Genomic DNA, 20,843 nt, shown 5'->3' on the forward strand with positions numbered 1-20,843 from the left:
ACCGCGAGCACTTGCATGACAACATGAAAAAGGGCGCTGCGCTCGTTTTCGCCCACGGCCTCAATGTGCATTTCAACCTGCTCGATCCGCGGCCCGACCTCGACGTGCTGATGATCGCCCCCAAGGGCCCCGGTCATACCGTGCGTTCGGAATATCAGCGCGGCGGCGGGGTGCCATGCCTGATCGCGATCGCCAAGGACGTCTCGGGCAACGCCCATGATCTGGGCTTAAGCTACGCCTCGGCGATCGGCGGCGGCCGCGCCGGCATCATCGAAACTTCGTTCAAGGAAGAGTGCGAGACCGACTTGTTCGGCGAGCAGGTGGTGCTGTGTGGTGGCCTGGTCGAACTGATCAAGGGCGGTTACGAGACACTGGTGGAGGCAGGTTACGCGCCCGAGATGGCCTATTTCGAATGCCTGCACGAGGTGAAGCTGATCGTCGACCTGATCTATGAAGGCGGCATCGCCAACATGAACTATTCGATCTCCAACACCGCCGAATACGGCGAATACGTCACCGGCCCGCGCATCATCACCGACGAGACCAAAAAGGAGATGCGCAAGGTGCTGGCCGACATCCAGTCCGGCCGTTTCGCCCGCGACTGGATGTTGGAGAACAAGGTCAACCAGACCTCGTTCAAGGCGACCCGTGCCAAGCTCGCCGCGCACCCGATCGAGCAGGTCGGCGAAAAGCTCCGCGACATGATGCCGTGGATCAAGAAGGGCGCGCTGGTGGACAAGAGCAAGAACTGACCACGGGGCTCCTTCCACCTCTCCCCAGCGGGGAGAGGAGAAACAAAGTCCGCGGTACTTGCTTCAGATTCGCTTCGCAGCTGCGGCACAAATTCTTAAGGCTTGGCCGCTATACAAAAGCGAGATCGCAACCAACGCGGTCTCGCTTTTTCTTGGTTCGACACAAGCATTGCTCGTTCAATCATATTCTTCACCACTTCCGGCTTTGCAACCGGAACGAAGAAATGAGAGCTCAACCACTTTCTTGATCTGAAGCGCTTCGCCTGAAATCTCAGACGGGAAAAGCCACGGCATTTCAGATTCTAAACCGCGACACTTCATCTGCGATCTCGGAGTGTGCGGACCGCACGCGAAGCTCGTGCGGCACTTCATCCCAACAAGGATTGAGATTTAAAGTGCGCTCTTGCGAGCCTGCTGCGTGTCGTTGCGCCTCATGCGTGATGCGCCGGTCGTGCCAGCGCAAAGATCTCGATCGGCGCCGCGCGCCCGCGCAACCGCGTCGGCCCGAGGGGATCGACCACGAGATCGTTGCCCTTGGGCAACAGGCGGAAGAGCTCGCCCGAGACAAGCAGGGGCCGGCCGGCTTCCTTGCAATGCGCCTGCAACCGCGCGGCCACATTCACCGTGTCGCCGAAATAGGCGATCTGCCGGCGCGAATCCCCGCATTCGCTGATCACCACCGGGCCGGCGTGAATTCCGGCCCGAAACTCCGGCACCAGGCCGAACTCTTTGCTGTATTGCCCGGCAAGCGCGGCGATGCGGTCCTGGATCGCAAAGAAGCAGTCGACATAAGCGCGCTGCGGCTTGGCTGTGACCGGCCAGGTCACGATGACCTCGTCGCCGACATAGGCATGCACCTCGCCGCCATGGGCGACAATGGCTTGATCGATGTCGTAGAAGAAGCGGGTGAGGAGATCCTGGACCCGCAACTCCCCCATCCGCTCGGCGAGCGTGGTCGAGCCCGCGAGATCAAGGAACAACAGCACGCGCTCTTCGCGGATCGGCCTGCGGTAGCGTCCCAGGAAGACGTCGAACAGAAGGCGGATGCCGATCAGCCGTGTCAGCTCGTAGGCGATCCCGATGATAATGGAAAGGACGAAGGAGACCGCGATGATCTTGGGCAAACCGTCAATGAGCCAGTACAGCTCGACCTCGCCGCCGAGGCCGCGGCCGTAGCCGTAGAGGATGACCTCCAGGGTGATGGCAACCGCCGCGATGACGACGGCCATGGCCACCGAACGAATGATCAGTTCGACCGCAAGCGGCCATCGCCTCACCCACGCGCTGCGTCGGGAGGTGAAATAGAGCTGAACGGCCCAGGCCGAGAGCGCCAGGGCTGCGCCGTGGATGCAGCTACGGAGATAGTAGCCGAGCGTTTGTTCGTCCGCCGCATCGACAAAGTGACGATACAGAACGCCGAATACGAAGCCGAGCAGGGTCAGGACGATGACAGGCGTCAGGTATCGCCGCATGTTTCCTCCCGTCCTATGCAATAGCCGCCCAGCGGGAGGCTTTCCAGCGCCCCGCTCGCAGTGGACTGGCGCGTTGCGCTTTGACCTGTTTTCCCTACATGTTGCCGCAACGCCTTCTCTGAACAGGTTCGACCATGAAATCAGTTGTCATCACAGGCGCTTCCACCGGCATCGGCTGGGCTACGGCCAAATTCTTGCTGGACAAGGGTTTTCGCGTGTTCGGCAGCGTCCGCAAGCAGGCGGATGCCGAGCGCCTCAGGGGCGAGTTCGGCGCCAATTTCACCCCGCTCCTGTTCGACATCACCGACGAGGCCGCAGTGCTGGCCGCCTCCCGCGAGGTGCGCGCTGCGCTCAATGGCGAGACGCTGACCGGTCTTGTCAACAATGCCGGCATCGCCGTGCCCGGGCCGGTGCTGGAGCTTGCGGCCGACGAATTCCGCCGGCAGATGGACGTCAATGTGATCGGGCCGATCATCGCGACCCAGGCGTTCGGGCCGCTGCTCGGTTCTGATCGGCAGCTCAAGGGACCGAAGGGGCGGATCGTGATGATCTCCTCCGTCGCGGGCAAGAACGGCAATCCGCTGACGCCGGCCTATTCCGCCTCCAAGCACGCGATCGAGGGCCTGTCGGAAAGCCTGCGCCGCGAGATGATGCTGTTCGGCATCGATGTCGTCATCGTCGCGCCCGGACCGGTGAAGACGCCGATCTGGAGCAAGGGCCAGGGCTCCTTTGACATCGACAAATACAGGAACTCGCCGTACTTGCCGGCGCTGCAGAAGGTGACGGCCTACATGCAGCATCTCGATTCCATCGGCCTGCCGCCCGAGACGATCGCCGGGGTGGTCCACGACGCGCTGACCGTGCCGAAGCCCAAGGTGCGCTACCAGATTGCGCCGGATCCGATGCGGCATCTGATGACGTCGGTGCTGCCCAAGCGCATGGTGGACAAGATCATTGCCAGGCGCGTCGGCCTGATGCCGCAGGCGTGACGCGCATGATGAAGCGCCTCGTCGTCGCCGCAGCGCTTCTCGCGCCCGCGGCGCATGGGGGCGAGGCCGGCGATCCCGGCGAGAATTGTGATGGCTCGACGCCGGAGATGGTCGACTGCCTCGCGGCGAAGACCGCGCGATGGGACAAGCGCATGACCATTGCCTATCAGCAGGCGATGAAGGATGCCTCTCCTCAGCAACATGATCAGTTGCGCGCCGAGCAGCGGCTCTGGATCCAGTATCGCGACGCCAATTGCCTCTACTACAGCATGGGCGAGGGGACGATCGCCCGCGTCGACGCCGGCGAATGCATGCGCAGCATGACGGAAGCCCGCGCCCGCGAATTGGAAAAGCTGGGCCAGCAGTAACGTCTCCAGCCCGCGCGGCGCCGGCCACGCCGCCGCCGCATTGCCGCATCATGAGGGCTTCGATGTCGACCGTCGGCAAGAGCCGGTCAGAGCTGACCGAGATCGCCAACGCGGCGCTGCGCGATCAGCCCGGCTGCGAAACCGCGCGCGTGGTCGCGCTCGCGCCGCTGCCGCATGTGCAAGGCGGCCGCAACTGGGAAATCCCGCAGGTGGTGCTCGGCGACAGCCTGATCAGCGACGTCGACCGCGCCGTCATCACCGTGCATCGCCAGTTGGGGCGGAAGTTTCATCTGGTCGACGAGTAGGGTCTCGCTCAAAGGCCCCGTCCACGGTGTAGATGCCGCTTCGCGGGCAGAGGCGATCCTCGTTCGAGATCTTGATGAACTTCGCGTGGCTCTGATCGATCTTCCAGCCATAAGAGCCGGCAAGGGGTCGGTGGCCTTCGTACCGTCCAGTATGGCGAAGATGATATCGGGCGAATCCTTGTCCTTGACCCGGCAGGTGCCCGAGAACGCGGGCGATCGCTTCGAATGCGGCGGAAACGGCAGCACGTCGCCGACGCGCCCCCTCCGGTCGACCAGCGCGATGAATTCCACACCGCATACGCGCCAGTTGATCGAAGACAGGTTGTCGGAAATCTCGTCAGCGCCGAGATGCTTCAGGCCTAGCGCACTATATTTCTTCTCGGTGACGACGATCCGCTCGTTTGAAGAACGCTGGCCGATCATGGCTTTGGGAATGTCGGAGCCGCACTTTACCTTTTGAAATTCATCTGCGGCCGAGATTTGTCCCGAAGCGAGATAGACGGCAGCCAGCACCAAGGCAAATATCTTCACGTTGCTCCTCGATGTGCGATCGGATGGAAGTTGCCACGCGCTCAACTACATAAGACGCACCGAGGATTTTAGTCTAGCTTGCCGCGACCGTTCGCGGTGTCGCGCGTGACGATCGACGGCCATTTTCCGCGCTCGGTGACACACCGCAGGGTGGGTTAACGGAGCGTAACCCACCCAGCGATCCCTCGTCCGCAGCGCAGTAAGGTGAAAAAGCAACCTTAAGCGAAGGTCGCATCCGCGGTTGCGTTGCCCGTCCATGACGTTTTCACTACAGTTTTGTGACGTGTCGCTGACACCGGCGGCGGCATAGGCCTCCTGGCAGCCGCCAGGCGAGGGGGTAGGGCAGGGCCGGCCAGTGTTCAGGCGTCCTTAAGGATGACGTCCACGCCAAATCCCGGTCCTCCCACCGCAGTTGCCGTCTCGCGGCTCGGCGGATTTTCGGCGCGCTCGCAGTCGCCGCGCCCCAGCTCGCCGCACTCGCCCTGATGATCCAGACCGAGACCGACTTCGGCTCGCGACTCTGCTTCGTACTGTCCTGGGGCATCCTGAATTTCGTCTGGCTTGCGCTGCTGCGGCGGCCCGCGCTCTCGGGCGCGCTGACGCTGACCATGGTCGTGGTGCTGGTGCTGCTGTCGCGCTTCAAGCACGACGTGGCGCAGATGACCGCGAACTTCGTCGACCTCATGGTGATCGACCGCGACACCGTGAGCTTCCTGTTCACGATCTTCCCCGAGCTGCGCTGGCCGTTGATCGGAGGTCTCCTGGTCACTGTACCGCTGATGTACGCGCTGTGGTGGCTTGATCCCTTCCGCGTCCGCCGCCTGCCGGCGCTCGCCTGCGCGCTGTTCTGTCTGGCCGCCCTCACGGGCTACGCGCTGGCGTATCCGGATGAGGACTGGCGCAGCTATTATGACGACGGCTATCTCTCCAAATTCGCGCGCTCCGGCGTCACCGCCGTGTACGATCTTCTGCAGTACGGCTTCCTCGAAGCCGACGCGACGGCGAATACGCGGCTCAATTTTCCGCTGGTCGATTCCTGCCACCCGGCGGGTCGTCGTCCCAACATCATCCTGATCCATGATGAATCGAGCTTCGATATCCGCGCGGCCAGTAGCGTGAAGGTTCCGTCCGGCTATGGCAGCCATTTCCTGTCCTGGGACGGCAAGGAGCGGAAATTCATCGCCGAAAGCAACGGCGGTCCGAGCTGGTACACCGAGTACAACGTGCTCGTCGGTCTCTCTTCGCGCTCGTTCGGCCGCTTCTCCTATTTCGTGACGCGGCTGGCGTCGGGCCATGTCGACCGCGGGCTGCCGCTCGTGCTCCGCCGCTGCGGCTACGAGACGCTCTCGCTCTATCCCGCTTTCGGAGCATTCATGAGCGCGCGCGGCTTCCAGACCACGACCGGCATCGAGCACTTCTATGACGCGCGTGATCTCGGCGCCAAGGACATCGAGCCCGACAGCTTCTTCTACGATTCTGCGCTGCGCTTGATGAGCGAAGAGGCGCCGGGAAAGCCATTGTTCGCTTTCGTCTACCTCGCGGCCAATCACTTCCCCTGGACGACGACATTTCATCCCGAGCTGACGCCGACCTGGCGCGCGCCCGGCAACGGCGCGGTGGTCGATGAATATCTGCGGCGGCAGGCGATGAGCGCCTCCGACTACACCGGCTTTATCGCAGGCCTCAAGAAGAAATTCGCCGGCGAGCCGTTTCTGATCGTGCGCTACGGCGATCACCAGCCGGAGTTCTCGCCGCATCTGCTCGATCCGGCGCTGGACGAGGCCGGCATCGGCAAGAAGCTCGAGAGCTACGACCCGCGCTATTTCGCAACGTACTATGCCATCGATGCGATCAATTTCGAGCCGGTCAAGTCGCCGGCCGTGATGGACACGATCGACGCCGCGTACTTGCCGCTGGTGATCCAGGAAGCGGCCGGCATCCCGCTTGACCCGTCCTTTGCCGAGCAGAAAAGGATCATGCTCCGCTGTGGCGGCGTCTTCTACGCCTGCCACAGCGGAGCGGAAGCGCGCCGGTTCAACCGGCTTTTGCTCGCCGCCGGCGTCATTCACGGGCTCTAACGGCGCCGTCTCCGGACGATGCTTCGCATCGCCGGGAGAACCATGAGGCCCCAATCGGCCTGCATCCTTCGAGGCGCTTGCTGCGCAAGCTCTGCTGCGGCCGGCCAAGAAGCGGCCGATGAACCGGTTCCGGACGGCAAAACCGTGCCTTGAGCGGGGTTGTGCAAACCTGCTAAAACGCCGCCTACCATTTTCTTTTCCGGGTTTCTCGCCATGGTGATGCGTCTGTTTGCGCCGCAGTTTCTGGTCCTGTGGGCTTTCATCGCTTCCGCGCTCGCGGTGCATTTCCGCGGCAAGGTGCGGCTTGGATTCTGGCGGCAGGTCTCCGATCACTCCACCATCATGGCGCCCTACAACGTGCTGATGTACATGTTCTCGGCGGTACCGAACCGTCCGATCCTGCAGGTTGGCATGGTTCCCGAATTGGCGGTGCTGCGCGACAATTGGCAAGTGATCCGCGAGGAGGCGCAGCATCTTTTCGCGCAAGGGGCGATCAAGGCCGCCGACAAGTACAACGACTGGGGCTTCAATTCCTTTTTCCGCACCGGCTGGAAGCGTTTCTACCTGAAATGGTACGGCGCGCCGCTGCCGTCGGCACTCGCCAATTGCCCGAAGACCGTCGAGCTCCTGAATTCGATTCCGAACGTCAAGGGCGCGATGTTTGCGAACCTGCCGCCGGGCGGCAGGCTGGTGCAGCACCGCGATCCCTATGCCGGATCGCTGCGCTACCACCTCGGCCTGGTGACGCCGACATCGCCGGGCGAATGCCGCATCTTCATCGACGGCAACGCCTACTCCTGGCGCGACGGCGAGGATCTGTTGTTCGACGAGACCTATCTGCACTATGCCGAGAACACCACCGGCGACGACCGCATCATCCTGTTCTGCGACGTCGAGCGGCCGCTGAAGACCGGTGCGATGACCGCGGTCAACCGCTGGGTCTCCAGGAACATCATCAACGAGAGCGCGACCCAGAACGAGGAGGGCGAGCGCGTCGGCTGGATCAGCCGCATCTTCGGCTACGTCTATCACGTCCGCCTCCTCGGCAAGCGCATGAAGGCGTGGAACAAGCGTGTGTATTATCTCGTGAAGTATCTGTTGATCGGTGGCATCGTCGCCGCTTTCCTGGCGACCGCGTTCGCGTGAGATTTTTGGCGCGAACGCAGGGTTGGCAAGGCGTTAGCGCATCCGCCGTTTCTGTCTCAGCATTTGCTGGTGGGCATGGCGCAGATGCGCTTTTGCCCGTCCTACGAAGCAGAGAACGGCCGTGACCAGAACCGACCTGGCCGAAATCTACCGAAGCTACATCTCCTGCCTCAATCGGCAGGATTGGCCGCAGCTTGCACGCTTCGTCGATGACGATGTGCTCCACAACGGCCGGCCACTCGGCTTGTCAGGTTATCGCAAGATGCTGGAGCAGGACTTCGACGACATTCCGGATCTTCGTTTCAATGTCGAGCTCTTGATTTGCGACGGGACCCATGTGGCGAGCAGACTCGCCTTTGACTGCTCGCCAAGGGGGCGTTTTCTCGGCCTCGAAGTGAAGGGCAGGCGCGTCTCCTTCACCGAGAACGTCTTCTATGAATTTCGAGAAGAAAAGATTGTGCAGGTATGGTCGGTCATAGATAAGTCCGCCATCGAGGTTCAGCTGGCCTTGTGACGGTTGGACAAAACCACGGAGGATCAGATGGCAGTAAGCGTCAAGCAGATGCTCGAAGCAGCCAATGCGGCCGTGCCGAAGATCACGCCGGCACAGGCGCGCGAGTTGATCGGCAAGGGCAACGCGCTGGTCGTGGACGTGCGCGATGCGCCGGAGGTCGAGAAGAGCGGCAAGATCGCCGGCGCCGTGCATGTGTCTCGCGGCATGCTGGAATTCCGCGCCGATCCTGAATCGCCGTACCACGACAAGAACTTTTCGAAAGACAAGGAAGTCATTCTGTATTGCGCTTCCGGTGGAAGGTCTGCACTTGCCGCCAAGGTGCTGAAGGACATGGGCTATCAGCACGTCTACAATGTCGGCGCGTTCAAGGATTGGGCCGAGAGTGGCGGTGCCATCGATCGTCCGATCGAGCCGGGGATGTGAGGGCAAGGAGCGTAGGGGTGGGCTAGCGACTTGTCCGCCGAAGCTGGAAGAACGACGGCGGAAGCGTAACCCGCTGTTTTCGGTGCGACAAAAGAGGTGGGTTACGTAGAGCCTGTCATCGGGCGCGCGTTCGCGCGACCCGTTGGCTGACCCACCCTACAAACCACCTCGCGAAATTTTCATATTGCGCCGCATCTAAAGTCTGACGCCTAAAGTCTGACCCGAGATTACACATTTGTAATCGGCTCGCCCGCACTTCGTCACGATTGCTTCCATCATTCGGCGCACCGCTGCCACGGTTGATGACAAGGCCGCGCAGCATCCTGATCTGTGTCACCCTGCAGGAGTGTCAGCCCATGCGAGCGCTCGACGTCGCGCGTCTTTCATTTGCCCTTTCATTGATCCTTTCCGCGGCCCAAATCACGCAGGCCCAGGCTGCCGATCCTCCGCGCGACATCAAGGGCCTCTACCTGATGACCGACTATCCGGCGGTCACCGTAAAACCCGGCGGCACCACGAATATTCCGCTGCGGTTGCAGAACTACGGGCTCGCGCCGGAGGACTACAAGCTTTCGGTCACCGGCGTGCCGAGCGGCTGGACCGCCACCATTCTGGGCGGCGGACAGCCTGTCGCCGCGGCGATGCCCGGACCCGATTCCAGCGTGTCGCTGCAGCTTCGCCTCGACGTGCCCAAGACCGCCGATCTCAAAGCGCAGACGCTGATGGTGAAGGCGGAAGGGCAGGGCAATAACCAGGCGAGCCTGCCGCTTTCGGTGTCGCTGGCGAAGGAGCTGCCGGCCAAGCTGGCATTGACCACGAAGCTGCCCGAGCTGCGCGGCAGTCCGAAATCGAATTTCGAATACACGCTCACGATCAAGAACGATTCCGGCCGCGACCTGACCACGAGCTTCACGGCCGAGGCGCCCAATAATTTCGAGACCTCCTTCACCGAGGCCTATGGCACGCAGGAGCTGTCCTCGATCCCGATTCCGGCCGGCCAGTCCAAGGATATCAAGCTGAAGGTGCGTCCGCCGAGCACGATCGACGCCGGGCACTTCCCGGTCAAGGTGACCGTGAATGCGGAGGATGCGTCCGCCCACACCGAGCTCGCGCTCGATGTGGTCGGCCAACCGCAGCTTCAGGTCGCCGGCCGTGACGGCCTGTTGAGCGCGCGGGCCCTTGCCGCCAAGCAGACCTCGGTTCCGATCGTCGTCACCAACAGCGGCACCGCGCCGGCCGACAACATCAGCCTTCATGCCTCGTCCCCCACGGGATGGAAGATCTCTTTCGAGCCCGCCACGATCGATCGCCTGGTGCCCGGCAAGGACACCGAGGTGCAGGCCCTGATCACGCCGAGCGACAAGTCGCTCGCCGGCGACTACATGGTCTCCGTCAACGCCAATTCGCGTGGCGAAAGCGCCTCCAGCCAGTTCCGCATCACGGTCGCGACCTCCACGGTGTGGGGCATGGCCGGCGCCGGCGTGATCGGCGTCGCGCTCCTCCTGATGCTCGGTGCAGTGGCGAGGTTCGGACGGCGATGAGCGAAAAGCGCAACGACAATCCCACCCCGCCGCCCGATGCCGTCATCGCGGCACAGGGGCTGACCAAGCGCTACGGCGAGGCCAGCGCCGTCGATGCCATCTCCTTCGCCATCAAGAAGGGCGAGGTGTTCGGCCTGCTTGGCCCCAACGGCGCGGGCAAGACCACGACCATCCTGATGATGCTCGGCCTGACCGAGATATCATCGGGCCAGGTCAGCGTGCTCGGCTACAATCCGGCCCGCGCGCCGCTGCAGGTGAAGCGGCGCGTCGGCTACCTGCCGGATTCCGTCGGCTTCTACGACAACCTCACCGCGGTGGAAAATCTCGCCTACACCGCCAAGCTGATGGGCTTGTCGCTGAAGGAGCGGACCGAACGCATCGCCGAAGCGTTGATGCGCGTGCGGCTCACGGACGTGGCGCACAAGCGCGTTGCAACCTTCTCGCGCGGCATGCGCCAGCGGCTGGGACTTGCCGAGATCATCGTCAAGCGCGCCGAGATCGCGATCCTGGACGAGCCGACCTCCGGGCTCGATCCGCAGGCGACGATCGAGTTCCTCGAGCTGATCGCGGAGCTCAAGCGCGGCGGCACCACGGTGCTCCTGTCCTCGCATCTGCTCGACCAAGTACAGCGCGTCTGCGACCGCGTCGCGCTGTTCAAGTCCGGCCGCATCGCGATGATGGGTTCGGTCGCCGAGCTTGCGGTGCAGGTACTCGGCGCGGGCTTCGTCGTCGAGGTCGAGGCCGGGGGTAGCGGCATTGCGCGAAAGCTCTCGACCATTCCCGGAGTGACCAAGGTCGAGACACTGTCTGCCGATCGCTACCGCATGACCGCCGAGCGCGACGTGCGGCCCGATGCGGCGAGCGCCGTCGTTGCCGTGGGCGGATCGCTGCGGCGGCTGTCGGTCGACGAGCCGAGCCTGGAGGAGATCTACGCTCGCACGTTCCAGACCACGGAAGCGGGGGTGCGTGATGCGGCGTGAGGGTTCTGCGTTCCAGGGTCTCGGCACGGTGTTCGTCAAGGAGCTGTCCGACAACATCTCGAGCGTCCGCATGCTGGTGCTGGAGCTCCTGGTTGTGCTCACGGCGCTCGCGGCGCTCTATGGCGCGATCGACAATCTGCGCCAGACCACGGCGGAAGATCCATTCCTGCTGCTCCGGCTGTTCACGCTGGCGCGTGATCCCTTGCCGTCGTTCGTCGCCATGCTCGGCTTTCTCGTGCCGCTGATGGCGATCGGGCTCGGCTTCGATGCCATCAACAGCGAGCATAACCGGCGTACGCTGTCGCGCATCCTGGCGCAGCCGATCTATCGCGACGCGCTCTTGATGGGGAAATTCCTCGCCGGCCTCGTGACGCTCGGCGTCAGTCTCACCGCGCTGTGGCTGCTCGTGATCGGGCTTGGCCTGATCTTCCTCGGTGTGCCGCCGGGAGGTGAGGAGATCGCGCGTTCGCTCGCGTTCCTGGTAATCGCGATCTTCTATGCCGGCGTATGGCTTGCGCTCGCGATGCTGCTCTCGATCGTGTTCCGCTCGCCGGCCACCGCGGCGCTGGTTGCGCTCGGCATCTGGCTGTTCCTCACCGTGCTGTGGCCGATGCTGGCGCCGGCGATGGCGCAAGTGATCGCGCCGCCCGATCCGCGCTACACTGCGCTCGGGCTGGAGACGCCGGACACCGGCCTGTGGGCGCAATTCCTCATGCGCATCTCGCCCAACGACCTGTTCGCGGAAGCGATGCAGGCGATCCTGTCGCCGCAGACGCGGACGCTCGGCGCGGTGTTCCTCGAGCAGTTGCGCGGCGCTCTGATGGGCGCACCGCTTCCCTTTGGTGAAAGTCTGATGATCGCCTGGCCGCAGACGGTCAGCCTGATTGCGGGCACCATCGTGCTGTTCGTGATCGGCTATGTGATCTTCCAGCGCCAGGAGGTAAGGGCCTGACAGCGGACAATCCTCCACGCCTGCCGAGCCCTCGCGACCCTGAGCCGGTGTGCCCCCGCACCGGCTCAGGTGTTTTTGGGAGAGGATGTAGTCGTAGGGTGGGTTAGTCTAGCGGAGCGTAACCCACCACTTCTCTGTACGCGTTGACGAAAGGTGGTGGGTTACGCCGGAGCCCGTCATCGGGCCGCGCTTTTGCGCGGACCCGTTGGGCTGACCCACCCGACGGCTTGCGCCTCATTGCTTCGCGATCCCCGCCTTCTCGATCACCTTGCCCCATTTCGCGATGTCGGTCTTGAGCCGGTCGGATATTTCGGCAGGCGTGCTCGCCTTGGCCTCGATGCCGAGCGCGAGCATCCGTTTTTTTACATCGCCGTCGGCAAGGATGTCGCGCAAGGCGTTGTTCAGCGTCGTGATGACCTCCGGCGGCGTTCCCTTTGGCGCGAACAGCGCGTTCCAGGACACGACGTCGTAACCGGCAATGCCGCTCTCGGCAACGGTCGCAAGCCCGGGCGTGACCTGCGAGCGATGCGCGCCGGAGGAGGCGAGCGCTCGCAGCTTGCCGGCCGTGATGTTGCCTTTCATCGACGAATAGCTGTCGATCATCAGGCCGACATCGCCCTGCAGGAGCGCGACCTGGATGTCCGGCGTGCTGCGATGGGGGATGATGGTGAAATCGATGCCGGCCGCGGTCTTGAACAGCTCGGCCGAGAGGTTTTGCGTGCTGCCGACATTGATGGTGCCGACATTGAGCGTGCCGGGGTTGGCCTTGGCCGCGGCGACGAAGTCCGACAGCGTCTTGAACGGCGTCGCGGCTGACGTCGCGAAGATGAAGTCGAAAGTGCCAAGACTCGAGATCGGCACAAAATCCTTCAACGGATCGAAAGGCAGCTTCCTGAACAGGGAGACGCTGACCGCGGTGCCGTTCGAGAGCAGCGCGAGCGTTGCGCCGTCAGGGCTTGAGGCGATCACCGAGCGCGCGGCGACGATGCCGCCGGCGCCGGGCTGGTTCTCGACATAGAAGCGCTGGCCAAGCCTGTTGCTGAGCTTTTCGGCGACGATGCGCGCGGTGATGTCGGCGACGCCGCCGGGGCCGAAGGGGACCACGATGCGCACCGGCTTGTCCGGATATTTGGCCAGCGCCGGGCTTGCGAGCAGACAGAGCGCCGCAAGCGCCAGAGCGAGCCATTTGCGATCAATCAAAACCTCAACTCCTCAACGCTTTTTGATCCTGTCCCAGAGCCAGCGCGCGACCGCGTCCGGGGAGGAGGCCGCGCCATTGCTGCTGGCGCGCAAATTGGCCTCACGCATGTCGGCGATGTCAACTCTGCCGAGCAGCGGTTTCAGCGCCGCCTGCAGCGCCTGATCGCCCGCACGCTTCGGCGACAGCAGCACGATCGCGTCATAGGGTGGAATCGCGTGCTTGGGGTCGTCCAGCACCGCGAGGTTATATTTGGCGATCAGCCCGTCGCTGGTATAGCCCGCGATCACGTCGACCTCGCCGGAAGCGACCGCCGCATACATGAAGTCCGGCTGCATGGTGCGCTGGGTGCGGAACGACAGGCCATAAGCCTGCTTCAGCGCCGCCCATTCCGAGCGTGAGAAGAACTCATAGTCGCCTGCGATCGACAGCGTCGCGGCATGCGAGGCGAGATCCGTGATCGAATGAATGCCGAGCGCGTCCGCACGCGCCTTCGGCATGATCAGCGCGTAGGCGTTCTCAAAGCCGAGCTCGCCGAGCAGGGTGATGTTCTGCTTCGCCAGAATGGTCTTCAATTCGCCGAGCAGCTTTTCGCGCGGCAGCATGTCGGTGCGGTGAAACTGGTTGACCCAGAGCGTGCCGGAATAGTCGACATAGACGTCGACGTCATTGGCCGCGAGCGCTTCGAAAATCACGTTGGAGCCGAGACCTTGGCGCGAGCTTGCCGAAAATCCCGCCGCGTGCAGGCGTTGGGCGATCAGCGCCGACAAAACATATTGCTCGGCAAAGGTCTTGGCGCCGATCACATAGGTCGAGGACGAGCGTGCGAGATTCGGCACCAGCGTCGCGGCGATCAACGCGGCGATGCCGAGGCCGCCAAGCGCAGTCCGTATTTGACTGCGGTGGCGCAAGCCGTTCTCGATCAGCGCCAGCAATTGGTCGACCGCTAGCGCCAGCACCGCGGCGGCGATACAGCCGAACAGCACGAACACCCAGTTTTGTGTCTGCAATCCGGCAAAGATGTAATTGCCGAGACTGGTCTGCCCGATCGGCGTCGACAGCGTCGCGGTGCCGATCACCCAGACCGCTGAGGTGCGGATGCCTGCCATGATTACCGGCAGCGCCAGCGGCAGCTCCACCGAGAACAGCGATTGCCGTTCCGTCATGCCGACGCCCTTGGCGGCTTCCGTGAGCTCCGCATCGACGCCGTTCAGGCCGGTGATGGTATTGCGCAGCACCGGCAACATCGAATAGAGCGCGAGCGCCAGCACCGCGGGCAGGAAGCCGAAGGCGGAGAAGCCGAAGCCGAACCAGCGAAAAGTGATCGATGCCAGCGCGAGCAAGAGCGGGTAGAACAGCGCGAGCAGGGCGAGCCCCGGGACGGTCTGCACCACGCTGGCGATGCCGAGCAGCACGCTGCGGGCAAGCGGCCGGTTGCGTGCGACAATTGCGAGCGGCAGCGAGACCACGAGCCCGAGCGCGAGCGCGGTGATGCTGACGCGCACGTGGTTGCCGAGATAATCGGACAGATGCGCCAGCGCCTCGCCCCAGCGCGCATCGGTGAAAAAGCTCATGTTGCGCCACCCCGCGGCAGCAGCGCATTGAGCCGTTCCGCCTCGCGCCGCGGCGTGCGCAAGAGCTCGGCCACATAGGCGTCGCCGTCTTTCGAAAGCTCCGCCGGCGTACCCAGCGCGAGCAGCTTTCCGTTGCGCATCACCGCGATGCGGTCGGCGAGCAGCAAGGCCTCGGTCATGTCATGGGTAATCAGGACCGTGGTCAACGCCAGGCTGTCGTGCAGCGCGCGAAAATCGTCGCGGAGCGCGTCGCGGGTCAGGGGATCGAGTGCGCCGAACGGCTCGTCCATCAGCACGATCCGCGGCCGCGCGGCGAGTGCGCGAGCCACGCCCACGCGCTGGCGCTGTCCTCCGGAAAGCTCGCCCGGCAGCCGGTCGCGATGGCTTGGATCGAGTCGCACCAGCTCGATCAGCTCGTCGACCCGCGCCGAAATCTCCGCCGCCGGCCAGCCTAGGAGTTTCGGCGTGATGCCGATATTGGCGGCAATGGTGAGATGCGGAAACAGCGCGCCGCTCTGGAAGACGTAGCCGATGCGGCGGCGCAGCGCGACCGGATCGAGCGCGTGCACGTCCTCGCCCTCGACCGCAATGCTGCCGCCGTCCGCGTCGGTCAGCCGGTTTGTGAGCCGCAACAGCGTGGTCTTGCCAGAGCCGGAACTGCCGACAATGGCGAGCAGCTCGCCTTTGGCAACCGTGAGCGACACGCCATCGACCGCAACCACGCGGCCGCCATTATGGTCGGCAAAACTCTTGCTGACGTCGGCGTAAGCGATCAGCGGCTGGGTGGGCATGGTGTTGTCAGCTCTCAAACACAAGCGGTGACTTCACCCTCCTGTGCAGGGTGAAGTAAGGCGCAGTTTCACCGCTATCGCAAGTGATCGCTTTGAACTTGCCGGCGCAAGCCACTCAACCATCTGGCGAAATCGGGACGACGCGCTTGGATCAGGGGACGCCGACGGCGGTCGTGCGAGATCCGGCTCGATAAGGAATTTCATAAGCCCCACCGCGAGATATGAACTGTTTTGAAGGAAGCGGTGTTGAAGGGGATACGCGCGATCGGGGAGCGCCCAGCTCCCCGACCGCGCGGGGATGAAACACAGCCAAATAAAAAAGGGAGTTGTCATGTCAAGACGTGGATGGATCCTGGCGGCAGCGCTGGCCGCACTGTTCGGTACGCATGAGGCCTTTGCCGCGGGCGGCTTTGCGGTGACCTCGTCAACCTTCAAGGACGGCGAGCGGTTGCCGCAAAAGGCCGCCGGGAACAACAAGTCCAACCCGAACTGCGTCGGCGAGAGTGTCTCGCCGCAATTCACGCTTCTCAATCCGCCCGAAGGCACCAGGAGCTTTGCGCTTCTGATGTTCGACCCCGAAGGCCGGCCGCCCGGCGGCGTCAGCCACCTTGTGGCCTACGGGATTCCGGCTTCCGTGACTTCCTTTGCCGAGGGCGAGCTCTCCAGACCGAGCGACAAGTTCATCGGCGGCATCGGCACGGCGAAACTGTCCGTCTATACCGGGCCGTGCACGCCGCCGGGCGCGCCGCATCACTACATCTTCACCTGGATCGCGACCGATCTCGATCCGAAGGCGCTGAAGCAAGGCATGACGCGTGACGAAGTGATCAAGGCGCTCGACGGCCATCCCAAGGGCGCAACCGGCATCATCGGCACGTTCTCGCATTCGTAAGCGATGCACCGGATCGCGGCGTAGGGTGGGCAAAACGAAGAGCGCCCACCATTTGCAGGTCCTCGCTCGATGGATGGTGGGCACGGCGCAAGTGCGCCTTTGCCCACCCTACGAGTCTTCGGGCGCCCCCGGAATGACCGCTTCGCGCTCAATTCAACAGCTTGATGTCGTCGGGCGCCTGTGGCGGCGTCTTGATCGCGATCGCCTTGATGGTGCGGCCGGCGACCTTGGTGCCGCCGTGCGGCGTGCCCTTGGGAATGATGACGAGATCGCCGGGCTTCACCGGCACTTCCTTGTCGCCGAGCCAGATCGTGCCTGAACCTTCGAGGATGTACTGGATCTCGTTGGCATTGTTATGCAGATGCTTGGGCGTGTTGCCGTCCTGGATCGAGATCGTTGCACCGTCGGCCGAAACGAACAGCTTGTTGCGGAAGCCCGAAGCGTTGGCAGGTGCGAGCGCGTCGCCTTCGAGCTCGCCGGTATGGATGACTTGCGCGGTGATGACGTCGGCTGCCAGTGCCGGCCGCATGAAATGCGTGACGGCGCAGCCCGCGGCAAACGCGGCAGCGATGGACAGCGTCGTGGCGATGCGATTCATGGCGAGGCCCTCCCTATTCGGTGGTTTCTTGGTGAGGCAATGCTAGGCCGCGAATAGCGCGAAGGCCATATTTGTCGCGTAAAAAAAGATCGCGCCAGCTCGTGGAATAAAGATCCAGGCTCAGCGTTTTGGGGCAACGCGAAACCACCCATCAAAGTCGCCTTCTCAAGCCTTCCGCGCTGCATTATGTTGCGCGCCAGGCAAGCGGAGAAATGGTGATGAGGTTGAATGCCAAATAGCGCGGTCATTCACCGCATTACGGCGCTTGACCTGAAGGTTGAATCCCGGGTGTGGCCGTTCGCGCAAATGCGCCGCGCCGAGATCGATGCGCATTTTGCCGACAGCCAGCGCGAGAAGCCGGGCATCTGGAACGGCCGCGTGCTGCTTGGGCGCAACGCGGATTTTTCCGGCGGGCGGCTCAGGTCGAGCTATTTCGAGACCGACTTCGCAAGCTTCCTCGCCTGGCGCGATTGGGGCTTTCCCGACCGCGAGGTCTTCAACGGCTTTGGCATGGGCGCGCTCCGCTCCGCCGACGGCGCCTTCCTGCTCGGCGAGATGGCCGGAGAGACCGTCAATGCCGGCCGCATCTATTTTCCGGCGGGAACGCCCGATCCCGCCGACATCGTCGATGGCGCGCTGGATATCGCCGGAAGCATCACGCGCGAGATCGAGGAGGAAACCGGGCTGACGCCGGCGGATTATCATCCAGGCGCGCATTGGGATTGCGTCGCGGTCGGCGCGGCGGTCGCGATCATTCGAATCCTGTCGGTCGACATGCCGGCGGTGACGCTGAAAGCGCGCATCGAGGCCAATCTTGCGCGCCAGGCGCATCCCGAGCTTGCGGGCATCCATGTGGTACGTGGCACGGGCGATCTCAGTCCCCGCATGCCGCAGTTTGTCATCGCGTTTCTGGAAAGGGAATTTGGAGCAAGGCAATGATCGTCATTGCGAGGAGCCAACGGGTCCGCGCGAAGCGCGGCCCGATGACAAGCTCCGCGACGAAGCAAATCCACAGTATCTCCGCGGTGAAACTCTGGATTGCTTCGCTTCGCTCGCAATGACGGAGGAGAGTCAATTTATGAGCAAGAAGGCTTTGAAGTCGCTCGCCACCGAGCTTGATCCTTTCGTCGCGCCGTTCCGCGTCGACGGCTCGCGCAAGTTTCGTCTCATCTCCCACAAGACCGGCGAGAGGGGCGGGCTCGACAAGAGCGAGGGCGAGACGATCATCGAAGCCAACCGCAAACGACTGTCCGATTTCCAGGAAAAGCTCTATGCGCAGGACCGCTGGTCGCTGCTTCTGATCTTCCAGGGCATGGATGCGGCCGGCAAGGACTCCGCGATCAAGAGCGTGTTCGAAGGAGTTAATCCGCAGGGCTGCGAGGTCACGTCCTTCAAGCAGCCATCGAACAAGGAGCTCGACCACGACTTCATGTGGCGGGCCATGGTCGCACTGCCGGAGCGCGGGCGCATCGGTATCTTCAACCGCTCCTACTACGAGGAATGCCTGGTCGTGCGCGTGCATCGCGAGCAGCTGACGAAGCAGAAAATCCCCGCAAAGCTCGTGACCAAAAGCATCTGGCGCGAACGCTACCAGGACATTGCTGCGATCGAGCATTATCTCGCGCGTCAGGGCATCGTGATCCTGAAATTCTTCCTCAATGTCTCGAGAGCCGAGCAGCGCGAACGCTTTCTCGACAGGCTCGAGCAACCCTCGAAGAACTGGAAGTTCTCGATGGCCGACGTCTCGGAACGTGCGCTGTGGCCGCGGTACCAGGCGGCCTATCAGGACATGATCCGGCACACGTCGAGCCCGCACGCGCCCTGGATCGTGGTGCCGTCCGATCACAAATGGTTCGCGCGCGTGGTGATCGGCTCGAGCATCGTCACCGCGCTCGACTCGTTGAACCTGCGGTTCCCGCGCGTCGACAAGGCCTCGCAAGAGGAGTTCGCGAAGGTGCGCGAAGCGCTGGAGAACGAAGGCAAGCGGAAGAAGTTGGCCGGGACTCCTGCGAAACCCAAAAGTTAAAGTTAGAGGAACGTCAGCCCTATCCCCGTAATCCGCAAAGTTGCGATGGAACCCGCGCGCTGAAACCTTGACAGCGGCGTGCGTCTGCCGCAGCATTCGCAGGTGCTGTACCTGTGAGCCGCGAAGCTTTTAAGCTCACCGTTTGCAGGAAGTGCCGTCCGATGATGTCGTCGAACAGCAGACAGCGAGGCGGACGAAAGTCCGTCGGGCCACTCTAGGAGAGGAGCATGACGCCACCGGCTTACGTGGTCGACCTTGCTCTTGGAGCAGGGTCACGGTGCGAGTTGAGGTGAGGGCAGCTGCTCACCCCCGCAAGTGCCGCCGACAATTCGAACATATCCGCAAGGACCTCGGCGTGAAGGCCAAACGCTTTGCGGTTCTTGACATCTGACTGGTGTGTACCAGAATCCTTCAGCAAGGACTGATCGTCCGGGCCCCGCGATGCCGATGTGCACCGGGGCCCATTCAGTTTGCCGCGACGCATTTGCCGCGGCACTGACGACGCTTTTGCGGCGGTGCTCAAGCAGCCGGTAAATGCTGGCCAAGCCCGTATGGTTTACGCAAGGTCAACAACGAACCTGATCAGGCTGACGATAAGGGCGGAGCCGAAGACCGCCGTCCCGAGGTCGGCGAGATAAAGCAGCGCCGCGCGCTGCTCCGGATCCAGTTCTTCCAGCGCTTTGCGCATGTTCCTTCCCCCTTTTTCGTGAGAACGGGAATGAGGCGCTTCGGTTCCACGCAATCGCGCGTGCGCTCATGCACTGCGCCTTAACCATAACGGCGCCTGCTGATGCATCTTACTATTCCGCTCGCTGTGATGTTTGCGCCACATCAATTTAACGGATTGGAGCGTTGTCGCTGGCAATGTTGCGCGCACGGGATTTCGTTTTTCAAACTTGGGGAGTAGTCGTCATGAAGACGTTGGTTCTTGCAACCTCGATCCTGGTGCTTGGCACCGCCGCCGCCTCGGCCGCCGATCTCGCACCGCGCTATTACAAGGCGCCGCCGCCGATCGTCGCGGCCGCGTACAACTGGAGCGGCTTCTACGCCGGCATCAACGGCGGCTGGGGCTCGAGCCATAATTGCTGGACGCGCACCGCGACCCTGGGCGTGCCGGTGCTGCCGGTTTCCGAAGGCTGCCATGACGCCTCGGGCGGTACGGTGGGTGGCCAGCTCGGCTACCGCTGGCAGGCGAGCAACTGGGTGTTCGGCCTCGAAGCGCAGGGCAACTGGGCGGACTTCTCCGGCTCCAATGTGAGCCTGGTGTCACCCGCAGTCACCGACCGCACCCGCATCGACGCCTTCGGCCTGTTCACGGGCCAGGTCGGTTATGCCTGGAACAACGTGCTCGCCTATGTGAAGGGCGGCGCCGCGGTCACCGACAACCGCTATGAAGGACTTCTGACCGGGACCGGCACCGTGTTCGACCGTGTCACAGACACCCGCTGGGGCGGCACCGTCGGCGCCGGTCTCGAATACGGCTTCGCGCCGAACTGGACGGCCGGAGTCGAATACGACCACATGTTCATGGGCACCAACAATTACGCTTTCACCAGCGTGTTCCCGGTGGCCGGCATCAACACCCGCAACGACAGCATCAAGCAGGACGTCGATCTCGTCACGGTGCGCGTCAACTATCGCTTCGGCGGTCCGGTCGTCGCGCGCTACTGAGACGATCTCATCTCAAGACAAACGGAAAGCCCCGCTTCGCGC

General features: G+C 63.1%; 21 protein-coding genes and 1 pseudogene. 16 read left to right on the forward strand and 6 right to left on the reverse strand.

Annotated elements, in window-relative coordinates; translation table 11 throughout:
- Positions 1-752, forward strand: a 752-nt coding sequence (gene ilvC / locus VKR55_RS05290) for a ketol-acid reductoisomerase (RefSeq protein ID WP_324400441.1), incomplete at its 5' end; no start/stop codon positions are given.
- 431 nt (positions 753-1,183) lie between these two features.
- Here ilvC and VKR55_RS05295 read toward each other — a convergent pair.
- Entirely contained in the window at positions 1,184-2,224 is a 1,041-nt protein-coding gene (locus VKR55_RS05295) for an adenylate/guanylate cyclase domain-containing protein (RefSeq protein ID WP_324400443.1), read from the reverse strand.
- 134 nt (positions 2,225-2,358) lie between these two features.
- Here VKR55_RS05295 and VKR55_RS05300 point away from each other — a divergent pair, with 134 nt between their 5' ends.
- The 11 genes and pseudogenes from VKR55_RS05300 to VKR55_RS05350 all read left to right on the forward strand — a co-directional run bounded on the left by VKR55_RS05300 (position 2,359) and on the right by VKR55_RS05350 (position 12,051).
- Complete coding sequence (locus VKR55_RS05300; protein ID WP_324400445.1) at positions 2,359-3,213, forward strand: SDR family oxidoreductase; 855 nt, start codon at positions 2,359-2,361, stop codon at positions 3,211-3,213.
- Between the two features lie 5 nt (positions 3,214-3,218).
- Positions 3,219-3,581 carry a lysozyme inhibitor LprI family protein gene (locus VKR55_RS05305; protein ID WP_324400447.1) on the forward strand — a complete coding sequence of 121 codons (363 nt, stop codon included), beginning with the start codon at positions 3,219-3,221 and terminating at the stop codon, positions 3,579-3,581.
- 62 nt (positions 3,582-3,643) lie between these two features.
- Positions 3,644-3,886: a hypothetical protein gene (locus VKR55_RS05310; RefSeq protein WP_324400449.1), complete on the forward strand. Its 243-nt coding sequence runs from the start codon at positions 3,644-3,646 to the stop codon at positions 3,884-3,886.
- 85 nt (positions 3,887-3,971) lie between these two features.
- Positions 3,972-4,346, forward strand: a complete 375-nt coding sequence (locus VKR55_RS05315; protein WP_324400451.1) for a hypothetical protein — start codon at positions 3,972-3,974, stop codon at positions 4,344-4,346.
- A 446-nt stretch (positions 4,347-4,792) separates the two neighbouring features.
- Positions 4,793-6,495 (forward strand): annotated as a pseudogene (locus VKR55_RS05320) (sulfatase-like hydrolase/transferase).
- A 213-nt stretch (positions 6,496-6,708) separates the two neighbouring features.
- Positions 6,709-7,641 carry an aspartyl/asparaginyl beta-hydroxylase domain-containing protein gene (locus VKR55_RS05325; RefSeq protein ID WP_324400457.1) on the forward strand — a complete coding sequence of 311 codons (933 nt, stop codon included), beginning with the start codon at positions 6,709-6,711 and terminating at the stop codon, positions 7,639-7,641.
- A 121-nt stretch (positions 7,642-7,762) separates the two neighbouring features.
- Positions 7,763-8,155 (forward strand): ester cyclase, encoded by a 393-nt coding sequence (locus tag VKR55_RS05330; protein ID WP_324400459.1) that lies wholly within the window; start codon positions 7,763-7,765, stop codon positions 8,153-8,155.
- A gap of 27 nt (positions 8,156-8,182) precedes the next feature.
- Positions 8,183-8,578: a rhodanese-like domain-containing protein gene (locus VKR55_RS05335; RefSeq protein WP_324400461.1), complete on the forward strand. Its 396-nt coding sequence runs from the start codon at positions 8,183-8,185 to the stop codon at positions 8,576-8,578.
- Positions 8,579-8,934: 356 nt separating this feature from the next.
- On the forward strand, positions 8,935-10,119 hold the full coding sequence (locus tag VKR55_RS05340) for a COG1470 family protein (RefSeq protein ID WP_324400463.1): 1,185 nt from the start codon (positions 8,935-8,937) through the stop codon (positions 10,117-10,119).
- Positions 10,116-11,099, forward strand: coding sequence for an ABC transporter ATP-binding protein (locus tag VKR55_RS05345; protein ID WP_324400465.1), 984 nt, complete (start codon positions 10,116-10,118; stop codon positions 11,097-11,099). The genes VKR55_RS05340 and VKR55_RS05345 overlap by 4 nt, the downstream gene beginning before the upstream one ends.
- On the forward strand, positions 11,089-12,051 hold the full coding sequence (locus VKR55_RS05350) for an ABC transporter permease (protein WP_324400467.1): 963 nt from the start codon (positions 11,089-11,091) through the stop codon (positions 12,049-12,051). The genes VKR55_RS05345 and VKR55_RS05350 overlap by 11 nt, the downstream gene beginning before the upstream one ends.
- A gap of 234 nt (positions 12,052-12,285) precedes the next feature.
- Here the strand turns inward: VKR55_RS05350 and VKR55_RS05355 are convergent, their stop codons facing one another.
- Genes VKR55_RS05355 through VKR55_RS05365 form a run of 3 tightly spaced genes read right to left on the reverse strand, consistent with a single transcriptional unit; the run spans position 12,286 to position 15,614 of the window.
- Complete coding sequence (locus tag VKR55_RS05355; RefSeq protein ID WP_324400469.1) at positions 12,286-13,251, reverse strand: tripartite tricarboxylate transporter substrate binding protein; 966 nt, start codon at positions 13,249-13,251, stop codon at positions 12,286-12,288.
- Between the two features lie 12 nt (positions 13,252-13,263).
- Positions 13,264-14,823 carry an ABC transporter permease/substrate-binding protein gene (locus VKR55_RS05360; protein WP_324400471.1) on the reverse strand — a complete coding sequence of 520 codons (1,560 nt, stop codon included), beginning with the start codon at positions 14,821-14,823 and terminating at the stop codon, positions 13,264-13,266.
- On the reverse strand, positions 14,820-15,614 hold the full coding sequence (locus VKR55_RS05365; RefSeq protein WP_324400474.1) for an ATP-binding cassette domain-containing protein: 795 nt from the start codon (positions 15,612-15,614) through the stop codon (positions 14,820-14,822). Before VKR55_RS05365 ends, VKR55_RS05360 begins: the two co-directional genes overlap by 4 nt.
- 331 nt (positions 15,615-15,945) lie before the next feature.
- On the opposite strand from VKR55_RS05365, the gene VKR55_RS05370 reads away from it, so the two are divergent.
- Positions 15,946-16,506 (forward strand): YbhB/YbcL family Raf kinase inhibitor-like protein, encoded by a 561-nt coding sequence (locus VKR55_RS05370; protein ID WP_324400476.1) that lies wholly within the window; start codon positions 15,946-15,948, stop codon positions 16,504-16,506.
- Positions 16,507-16,654: 148 nt separating this feature from the next.
- Here VKR55_RS05370 and VKR55_RS05375 read toward each other — a convergent pair whose 3' ends face one another.
- Positions 16,655-17,104 carry a cupin domain-containing protein gene (locus VKR55_RS05375; protein WP_324400478.1) on the reverse strand — a complete coding sequence of 150 codons (450 nt, stop codon included), beginning with the start codon at positions 17,102-17,104 and terminating at the stop codon, positions 16,655-16,657.
- A gap of 228 nt (positions 17,105-17,332) precedes the next feature.
- Here VKR55_RS05375 and VKR55_RS05380 point away from each other — a divergent pair, with 228 nt between their 5' ends.
- Both VKR55_RS05380 and VKR55_RS05385 read left to right on the forward strand, forming a co-directional pair.
- Positions 17,333-18,043, forward strand: a complete 711-nt coding sequence (locus tag VKR55_RS05380) for an NUDIX hydrolase (RefSeq protein ID WP_324400482.1) — start codon at positions 17,333-17,335, stop codon at positions 18,041-18,043.
- A gap of 139 nt (positions 18,044-18,182) precedes the next feature.
- Positions 18,183-19,130, forward strand: coding sequence for a polyphosphate kinase 2 family protein (locus VKR55_RS05385; protein WP_324400484.1), 948 nt, complete (start codon positions 18,183-18,185; stop codon positions 19,128-19,130).
- A gap of 556 nt (positions 19,131-19,686) precedes the next feature.
- Here VKR55_RS05385 and VKR55_RS05390 read toward each other — a convergent pair.
- Complete coding sequence (locus tag VKR55_RS05390) at positions 19,687-19,818, reverse strand: hypothetical protein (RefSeq protein WP_324400486.1); 132 nt, start codon at positions 19,816-19,818, stop codon at positions 19,687-19,689.
- Positions 19,819-20,042: 224 nt separating this feature from the next.
- Between VKR55_RS05390 and VKR55_RS05395 the strand changes: the two genes are divergently transcribed.
- Entirely contained in the window at positions 20,043-20,801 is a 759-nt protein-coding gene (locus VKR55_RS05395) for an outer membrane protein (RefSeq protein WP_324400488.1), read from the forward strand.
- Positions 20,802-20,843: the final 42 nt, after the last annotated feature.

Source organism: Bradyrhizobium sp. (assembly GCF_035309285.1).
Lineage (GTDB): Bacteria > Pseudomonadota > Alphaproteobacteria > Rhizobiales > Xanthobacteraceae > Bradyrhizobium.